The 9,297-nt window shown below is 60.9% G+C and carries 6 protein-coding genes; 2 read left to right on the forward strand and 4 right to left on the reverse strand.

From position 1 onward, the window contains the following. Positions 1 to 196 precede the first annotated feature (196 nt). Positions 197 to 991, forward strand: a complete 795-nt coding sequence (locus tag NKH98_RS28410) for an inositol monophosphatase family protein (protein ID WP_352903487.1) — start codon at positions 197 to 199, stop codon at positions 989 to 991. On the opposite strand, the gene NKH98_RS28415 is transcribed toward NKH98_RS28410, so the two are convergent. The 4 genes from NKH98_RS28415 to NKH98_RS28430 form a co-directional block, all read right to left on the reverse strand. Further along, positions 981 to 2,057: an ABC transporter ATP-binding protein gene (locus tag NKH98_RS28415; protein WP_352804642.1), complete on the reverse strand. Its 1,077-nt coding sequence runs from the start codon at positions 2,055 to 2,057 to the stop codon at positions 981 to 983. The two genes, NKH98_RS28410 and NKH98_RS28415, sit on opposite strands and share 11 nt — an antisense overlap. A 23-nt stretch (positions 2,058 to 2,080) precedes the next feature. Further along, positions 2,081 to 4,279: an ABC transporter permease gene (locus NKH98_RS28420; RefSeq protein ID WP_352903489.1), complete on the reverse strand. Its 2,199-nt coding sequence runs from the start codon at positions 4,277 to 4,279 to the stop codon at positions 2,081 to 2,083. Between the two features lie 69 nt (positions 4,280 to 4,348). Continuing rightward, on the reverse strand, positions 4,349 to 5,377 hold the full coding sequence (locus NKH98_RS28425; RefSeq protein WP_352903491.1) for an ABC transporter substrate-binding protein: 1,029 nt from the start codon (positions 5,375 to 5,377) through the stop codon (positions 4,349 to 4,351). Positions 5,378 to 5,851: 474 nt separating this feature from the next. After that, positions 5,852 to 8,413 carry an AMP-binding protein gene (locus NKH98_RS28430; RefSeq protein ID WP_352903493.1) on the reverse strand — a complete coding sequence of 854 codons (2,562 nt, stop codon included), beginning with the start codon at positions 8,411 to 8,413 and terminating at the stop codon, positions 5,852 to 5,854. 710 nt (positions 8,414 to 9,123) lie between these two features. On the opposite strand from NKH98_RS28430, the gene NKH98_RS28440 reads away from it, so the two are divergent. After that, positions 9,124 to 9,249, forward strand: coding sequence for a hypothetical protein (locus NKH98_RS28440; RefSeq protein WP_352903507.1), 126 nt, complete (start codon positions 9,124 to 9,126; stop codon positions 9,247 to 9,249). Positions 9,250 to 9,297 lie beyond the last annotated feature (48 nt).

Here is a 9,297-nt window from a genome sequence, read left to right on the forward strand (position 1 = left end):
ATCCGGGATAGTCGGGGCTGATGGGCGCGCAAAGACCATCAGGCGAGCCCTCCACGCAGTAGCGCACATCTTGACCGATACAAACGACGACCATGTCGCGCGCGTGCAGAGGTCATCATTTGCACACTCTCATCTCGACCGCTACGTTTCTCCACCTAGCCCATTTCCAGCCCGCGGTCATATTCTGAAGGACCTCATGACATCCGATAACAAAGCGCGTGAACATTTCGCCATCGATCTCGCGCAGCGCGCCGGCGAGCTCGGCCTGAAGTATTTTCGCGACCTCGACAGCCTCGCCATCCAGAGCAAAGGTCATCAGGACATGGTTTCGCAGGCCGACCGCGAGGTCGAGCTATTCATCCGCGCGGCAATGAAAGCCGCCTACCCGACCGATGGAATTGTCGGCGAGGAGCATGCCTCGGTCGCCGGATCGACCGGGCATGTCTGGGTCATCGACCCGATCGACGGCACTGCGAATTTCGTGCGCGGCATTCCGGCTTGGTGCGTGGTCATTGCCTGCGCCAAGGACGGCGACACTGTCGTGGGTGTCATCCACGAGCCCTCTACGGGCGAAACGTTCCATTGCCGAAAGGGCGGCGGCGCCTTTCTCAACGGCAAGCCGATCAGGGCAAGCGCGGCCACCAGCCTGACCGACGGCTCGTTGGGCACCGGCTTTTCCAACCGCGCCGAAATGCAGAACGTCGCAACGCTCATCGGATTGCTGTTTTCAAAGGGCGGCGTGTTTTTCCGTAACGCATCCGGCGCGTTGATGCTCGCCTATGCGGCCGCCGGAAGGCTGCTCGGCTATGTCGAAGAGCATATGAACGCCTGGGACTGCCTGGCAGGCATGCTGCTGGTGGAAGAAGCCGGCGGCACGATAGTCAAGCCCGACCCAAAGACGGTGCTGGAAAACGGCGCGCTGGTGATTTGCGCCGGCAGCGGCGTGTTCGCCCAGATCCGCCAACTCTGCGTGCAATCCTTCAAGCTTTGATCAGAACCGGTCCGCGCCCTGGAAAGCCGATGCCGATGCTGTCGCCTGCCTGAAACGGCGCATCGATATCGTGCGATATTGCAAACACTTGGCCGTGCGGTGTGCCGATGATCAGTTCGAGATGGCTACCGACATAGGTGACCTTTTCGAGCCTGCCGGCGATCGTCTGCGGCGTGCCGGCAGGCCCGATCTCGATGCGGCTCGGACGGACCGCCAGCTTCGCCGGGCCGGCCAGCTGGCGTCGCGCCGGCAGTTTCAAGGCAAGCGAACCCAGCCGGACGGTGGCTTCATCGCCTTCTACTGAAACCACCTCGCAATCCAGGATGTTGGCTTCCCCGATAAAGTCGGCAACGAACGCATTGGCCGGCGCGTCGTAGAGTTCGCGTGGCGTGCCGTCCTGTGCGACCACTGCCTTGTTCATGACTATGATGCGGTCCGAAACCGCCAGCGCCTCTTCCTGGTCGTGCGTGACATAGACCACGGTCAGCCCGAGCTTTATCTGGATCTCCCTGATTTCCTCGCGCACGTGCCGGCGCAGTTTGGCGTCGAGGTTGGAGAGGGGCTCGTCGAACAGCAGCACTTGCGGTTCGAGCACCAGCGCGCGCGCAACCGCCACGCGCTGCTGCTGGCCGCCTGACAGTTCGCTGGGCAGGCGCGCCTCGAAACCGGTCAGGCCGACCAGTGCCAATCCAGCGCGGGCGCGGGACGCGGCCTCCTTCTTGTCATGGCCGGAGAAGCGCAAACCATAGGAGACGTTTTCAATCACCGTCATATGCGGGAACAGTGCATAGGACTGAAAAACCATAGACACGTCGCGGTCGGTGGCCGGCAAACGCGTCACGTCGGCGCCGCCGATCAGGATACGGCCGCTGGACGGCATTTCCAGGCCGGCGATCATGCGCAGAGTCGTCGTCTTGCCGCACCCGGAAGGTCCGAGAAGCGTCACCAGCTTTCCGGCTTCTATCGCAAGCGAGATGTCGTTCACCGCTGGCGTGCTCGCGCCCGGATAGGTCTTGCTGACATGCTCGAAAGTCACAGAGGCGGCATTGCCGCGAATCTCAGCCATCACCCGGCTCCTGCTATTGTCGTCTAGCCGCCTGGCGTTGCCGGCAGGCTGACATTGGTGCGCACGCTCCAGCCGTCGTCGCCCTTCTGGATGCCGCGCCGACCGATGTTGCGGCTGCCGACGACCAGCTGCATCAGCCCGATGACCACCAACATGACGACGATCAGCACCGTCGAATAGGCGATGGCGATGCCGTACTCATTGTTCTCGACACGTCCGACGATGTAGCTGGTCGAAAGATCGTAGCGCGCACTGACCAGGAAGATGACGGCGCTGATCGCGGTCATGGCGCGCACGAAGGAATAGACAAGCGCCGCCAGCATCGCCGATCTCAGCAATGGCAGGATGACGCGTCTGAAGGTCTGCCAGGAGTTGGCGCCAAGCGTGAGCGAGGATTCATCCAGGCTGCGGTCGATCTGCGACATCGAGGCGACGCCGGCGCGCACGCCGACTGGCATGTTGCGGAAGATGAACGACAGCACGAGGATGATGCCAGTTCCGGTCAATTCGATCGGCGGCACGTTGAAGGCTATGATGTAGCTGACGCCGATCACAGTTCCCGGGATCGCGAAAGACAGCATGGTCGCGAATTCGAAGGCGTTCTTGCCACGGAAATTCTGGCGAACGAGAAGGTAGGCGGTCAGAAGTCCTATCCCTGCGGTCAGCGGCGCCGATATCAGTGCTATTTCCATCGTCGTCCAGAACGAACTCCAGGCCGAGCCCGACCAATGGATGCCGAATTCATTCCAGCCGACGGAGAATGCCTTCTTGTAGTGCTGCAATGTAAGGCTCTGATCGACGCCCCATAGCTTGACGAAGCTGCCATAGAAGATCACCGCGTAGACCAATACGGTGAATGCCGTCCACAGTCCGGCGATCACATAGAGCGCGTATGTCAGCCCGGTAGGCAAGCGCGGATGGACCCCGGCGTCGCCCTTGCCGGTGACAGTGGTATAAGAGCGCCTGCCGATCCAGAAGCGCTGCGCATAAAAGGCGACAAGCGTGAAGCCTAGCAGCACCAGTGCCAGGATCGCCGCAAGTGCCGCATCGTTCTGCGCGCCGACGATGGCGAAGAAGATTTCCGTCGACAGGACATCATAATTGCCGCTCAGCACCAGCGGATTGCCGAAGTCGGCCATGCTTTCGATGAAGCCGAGCAGAAAGGCGTTTGCGAGGCCTGGCCTCATCAGCGGCAAGGATACGGTCCAAAAGGTCTGCCAGCGGCTGGCGCGGAGCGTCTGCGAGGCTTCTTCCAGGGACGGGCTGACGCCTTCGACAACGCCGATCAGAACCAGGAAGGCGATCGGGGTGAAGGCGAGAACCTGGGCGATGAGCAGGCCGGGAAGTCCGTATACCCAGCGTGTGGGTTGGATGCCGAAGACGCCGGCGACGCTCTGCGTCACTGCGCCCGACAGTCCGAACAACAGGATGATGGCAAGCCCGATGACAAAGGCCGGCGTGATGATCGGCAACACGGTCAGCGCCCGCAGCAGCTTGCCGTAGCGGAAACCCGTGCGTGTCACGACAAGCGCGAACACCAGCCCCATAAACATGGTCAGCAGACCGACGAGTAGAGCGAGCAGCAGCGAGTTCCAGGCAACGCCGCAGCGGCTGCCGCCGGCGAGACAAGCTAGGCTCCAGAGGCGCGAACTGAACAGTTTGGCCAGGAACGCGACAAGGGAATAACCCCCGTCGTCGGTCTGCATGGCGTTGGCCAGCATCATCAGGATTGGCATGAAGATGAAGGTGGAAACCACCGCGACGACAAAGCCAATTGAGCTGACGACGAATACGTCGCCGCCGACAGCACCGCGTGCGCCAATACCCTGGGTGAACAGGAACAGAAAGGCGCCGCTGACCAGCAGGGCGCCGTAACCCATGCCGAACTGGCGGTCGTCTAGATCGCCGAACAGGCTCGTCAGCCAGCTGACCTGCCAGCCGTGCAACCCGATGGCGAAGCCCTGGAACAGAAGCCAGCCAAATCCCGCAGCGCCGACAGTGACGAGTAGCCGGCCGAAAAAGGGATCGGATTTGTTGCGACCCCACAGAAGCAGCGGCGCCGCCAGCAGGAAGCCGAGCGGCGCCAACCACAGTTTCTCGCCCTTGAGGGCCAGAACCAGCGCCGGTGCGAATTTGCTGTCGAACGGGTAGCCGTCGAGCAGCCAGGAAAGGCCGAAGAACCCGTCCTCGATGCCGTACCAGGGCAGCAAGGCAAACCCCATCCAACCGACCGCCATCCAAAGGACGGCGGTCGGTTCAAGGGGCCAGCGGGTTTGGCGAAAGCGCATCGGCTATTGAGGCAGGGACGCGACCTCCTCGTCCCACTTTTTCAGCAGGCGCTTGCGCTCTTCACTCGATCCATATTTCTTGAAGTCGTAGTCGATCAGCTTGATGGCCGAGAGGTCCGGCGCCTTGTCGGAGGTTTTTGCCGCCTTGTTCGACGGAACCTGGAACGACCCCGCATCCTGCGCCTTAGACTGGACATCGGCCTCGAGCGCCCAGTCGTAGAATTTTTTCGCGGCTTCCATGTTGCGGGCGCCCTTGATAATCGATTCCGAGCCGATCTCGTAGCCGGTTCCCTCGCAAGGGGTCACGGGAACGATTGGGAAGCCGGCAACGACCTGCGACACAGCGTCGTGGATGAAGACGATGCCGATCGTGGTCTCGCCAAGCCCGGCTGCCTTGATCGGCGCCGAACCCGACTTGGTGTATTGGTTGACGTTCTTGTGCAGGGCTTTCAAGTACTCGAAACCCTTCTCCTCGCCGAACAGCTGGACAATGGTCGCCAGCATGTTGTAGGCGGTACCTGAGGAATTCGGGTTGGCGACCTGAACCTGTCCCTTGTACTCCGGCTTGATCAGATCGGCCCAGCATTTCGGCTCGGGCAGATTGTTCTTGACGAGCAGATCCTTGTTATACCCGAAGCCCAGTGCGCCGGAGTAGATGCCGACCGTGCGGTGGCCGGATGTTTCCGCTTGCTTGACCGCCCAAGGCTGCAACTGGTCGATCAGGGGTGATTTGTACTCCTCGGTCAGACCCTCCTCGGCCGCCTGTAGGTGCGGGTCACCGGTGCCGCCCCACCAGATGTCACCCTTGGGATTGGCCGCCTCGGCGCGCAGCTGCGCGTAGATTTCGCCGGCGCTCTTGCGGGTCATGTCGACCGTGATGCCGGTCTTTTCCTCGAATGCCCGCGCCGTTTGCTGACACCAGACCTCGTCGACGCCGCAATACATGGTCAGGCTTTCGGCGGCCGTCGATGACGACGCGCTCCACATGCCGGCGGCAAGGATACCGGCGCCGAGAATTGCCCTTTTTATCATGTTGAATTCCTCCCTAAGTAATTTGCCGACTTATGAAACCCAGATAGGCGGAAAATACAAGTTGGAAGCTAGCATCTGCCTGACCGAGTTGCAGCGCTTTCCATAGATGGCGCTGCGCATAACTTGCAGTTTCCATCTTACCGACGCCGCCTGCTCACTGGCGGCTGTGCTGAGAGCTCTTGGGGCGGGAAGCGGACCGGCAGTTTCTGGCGTCTTTCGCGCCGGGCGTTCGCACCCGAGAACACTCTCGTCGTGGCCTAGCTGTGAGCCGATTGTTCAACGCTAAGTCCTGGAATTAACTCCAAAGCTTAGAGGGGCACGACACTGTCGGCACCAGCTGGACCCGGATATCGAGGCGCCGCAAGCTGCGATCTGAGGGAACCGTTTCCCCTTTTCCACCTGCTCGCCGCCATGGCCAAGATCGGCCAAGCCGACTTTGTCGAAGTGGCGTCCCCGTTCTCCGGCCAATCTGTCTTATTCGGCTGCTTCCAACGGGCCACCGACGACATGGCTCCGCCAACCGAGGCGGGAGGCTCGCCGATACGCAAGCCAGCCAATAAATTGTTTTTGCAACCAGAATACTGCCAAGCCTGATGCGAGACCAATCGAAATGGCCGCTGCCGGCCCGGAAGGCTGCTGCGTGCCCAGGTCGAGTTGCGGAAGCAGCCAGTCGGGGATTACGCGGTGAAAAAGATAGATGTGATAGCTGGCGGCAGAGACCGGCAGGATGAGCGGCGCCGCCCAAGTGGGCAATGTAATGCGCGGAATGAAAAGCAGGACGAAGACCGCGCCGAGCACCAGCATGAACTTGACCCAGGAGCCTGTCCAATTGCCGCCCCACCAGGCCAGCACCAGACAAAGAACAGTGGCGACGGCAAAGAACGCCTTCCGTTTCGGCGGTGTGTCGAGGAAGTACAGGCACCAGCCTAGGATGGCCAAATAAAGGATGTCAGGCAGTGTGAATATTTGCGGCCCGCCGATGTACCAGACGAGTGGCGTGAGGAACTTGGCTGCGACAGCAATTGCCAGCACGAAAATGCCAGAAGCAAGCGGCATTGCATCTGCGATGCGCCGCGCCTGCGGAATGGAAAACAGGATCACCCATAGAAGAATGGTCTGCGCATACGCCTCAACGAACCAGTATAGATACGGCACCATGTGCGGCGGTGCGGCAAAGCCGAGATTGCCACTCAGGAAGACCGATGGCCATAGCACCTCGCGACGCGCCAGGGAGAAACCCGCGACGATGGGCGCATAAAGTGCAAGGTTGGCTGCCAGCGGCCGCAACACCGTCAGACCATCGCCGGCGAACAGCCGATGGCGCTGAAAGCGAGCTAGGCTGAACCCGACCAGCATCACGAGTGTGGCGGCTCCGCCCGGAATGGGCCAGAGCGTTGCGTGATGGATAACAACTAGCAGGATTGCGGCAGCACGCAGGACCAGTTGACTATCGATGGACCGATTATGGTTCCTGGGTTCGGCGGTTCGGGCAAGGTCGCCAAGGGGCATGGTTTCCCAACCCTGCGGCAGGCTCCCGAGTTTACGTTCCAAGGTCAGCGAGAGCTGCACATAGAGCAGCGAGTCGCCGCCGAGCTTTTCGAAAGTGTCGCTGGGACCAACTTGACGCGGATAGAAGGCATTCCTGAAGGCGTCCAGGACATTCATGGCCATCTGCTGACGCGGGGCTCGCAGGCGAGCCTGGAGTGAAGCATAGTCGACCTTCCCCGAGGCGAGTTTCCGCAACGATGTCGCCCTGGCGACTTCGAGGTGCGGCCTTGGCAGTCCGCTTGCAGCCATCATGACCTGGAGCACCTCGTTGTCGTCGACGTTGGGTGTCGTCACCATCGCCAGAATGCGCTCATCGTCTCCGACGACTGCTGCGGCGATCCCAGCTTTCTCAAGCGCCGTTTCGATCGCGTCGTGGCTCAGGCGTAGGCCCGCGATCTTCGACATCCGCTTGCGGCGACCGACTATCGAATAGAACCCGCGATCATCACGCTTTGCGATGTCGCCTGTACGCAAATCCGTGACTTCGTGCGCCATTGCCAGATCCGCCCGTCGATGGGCATACCCCATCATCACATTGGGACCGCTGTAGATGAGTTCGCCCGGCTCGCCATTTTGTTCGATTGGCCGGCCGTCTTCATCAGCCAACCGGAGTTTGCCGCCCGGGATGGCAATGCCGATGCTGCCCAGATTGCCCTCGAGCTCGCCGGGGGGAACATAGGCGATGCGAGCAGTTGCCTCGGTCTGCCCATACATCATGAAGAAGCAGCCAGAGTTGTCCGCGAGATGACGCCGAAAGGTCTCGGCCAGAGCTTGTTGCATGCGTCCGCCGGCTACCGTCATGAAACGCAACTCAGGCAAGTCGTGCCTCCGGAAGCCGGCGTGGTCCATCATTTCGAAGGAGTAGGGAACGCCACTGATATTGGTGCAGCTCGCTTCGCGCATCTCTTGAGCAAAGGCAGAGTGGGAGGCACCGTGTTTCGGGAAATAAATGCTGGCACCTGCCTCTAGATGAGAGTTCAGGACCGAGAGGCCGTAAGAATAGTGGAATGGCAGGATAAGCGCCGCCCGGTCCCGATGGCTGAGTTCCAGATAGCTGACTATTGCTCTAGCATTGGCCTCGATTGCTGCGGCTGACAGGCGAACATACCGGCTCTTGCCGGTGCTGCCGGAGGTACCGAGCAGCACCGCGAGATCGGGATGCAGTGCGCCATTGGACTCCCCAGCTCCCGTGCGGCAGCGCCAGCGGGCGTCTACTCGTCTGCAGATGATTTCAGGCGAATAGTCGGCGACGAAGTCGTCCAGAGCCGACGCGTCGCAGGGCGGGATCAATGCGACGGCGTGCCTGCCGTGCATTGCCGCCAAATAAGAGATGACCGCGTGTTCCGTCGGCTCGGCTGCTACCGCGACCAACTTTTTCTCGGGTCCGAACTCGGCTGCCACCGCTGCGACACGCAGCGCAAGATCGCGGTATGGGATCGGGGTGCGGCCGGGAAAGATCAGCGCCGGACGATCGCCGTGTTCTTCCAAGCGCCGGGTTAACCCCATTCCCCTGATCTCCGTCAATTTGAAGAGCGGCTTATTGCAGCCATCAGTGCAGTCGGGGACGGCGGCTATCACGTTTGTTGAGAGATTGCATCAACTTTTAGAGGATGTGTCGCGCGCGAGCGGAGAGCCAAACTACGATGCCCAGCGTGGTCGCCGGCAACGTCCGATATCGGCAACAGCAAAGATCACCTCAATGACCGACTTGCGGGCGCATTGCAGGCTGGTGGCTCTGGGGCCCAAGCGGTAGGTGCGCTCGTAGTGCAGGCAAGAACGATAGCGGACGTAAAGCCCCCTGGGTCTGTTGCCGTGACTTCACCCCACGCGGTCACTCCGGATTGAACCGAGAGGATGGTCATCTGTGCGTCAACAGCGTCTATGCCTGCCGTTGTTTCTTCTTGCGCCAAGGAGCGTTGGCTTCCCAGTCACCAGCGATAATACAACCGAACGGCAGCACCGCGTCGACGATTTCGGCGAGGCCGTATCGCTCTATCTGGCGACGTACCGCCGACGCGCTCTTGTAGGCGCTTGGCAGTTCCGAATTATCCGTCACGCCGGAGAAAAAGCGGGCTCGATCCCCTTTGTCTCCTCCGCAAAGATATCAGCTGCGTCCGGCCTGCATGCGGCGGCGCTGAGTGCGCGAGAAGTTTCGCCCCGCGCCATGCGGCGAAAAGCCGAGGCCGTTGGGCGCATCCTTGCCGCGCACGATCACCTTCCGTTACAAGAACTATCGTCGCGAAGGCGCCGACCGGCAGCAGCTCATGACGCTCGCGACCGACGAGTTCATCCGCCGCTCACATGACGAGTTTCAGGTCAAGTGATATCAAAGGCGCATAAATCCTCCTTTTCTGTTGGCGGAGCTTCCAGGG

The organism is Mesorhizobium sp. M0833, from assembly GCF_040319905.1.
Classification (GTDB): Bacteria; Pseudomonadota; Alphaproteobacteria; order Rhizobiales; family Rhizobiaceae; genus Mesorhizobium.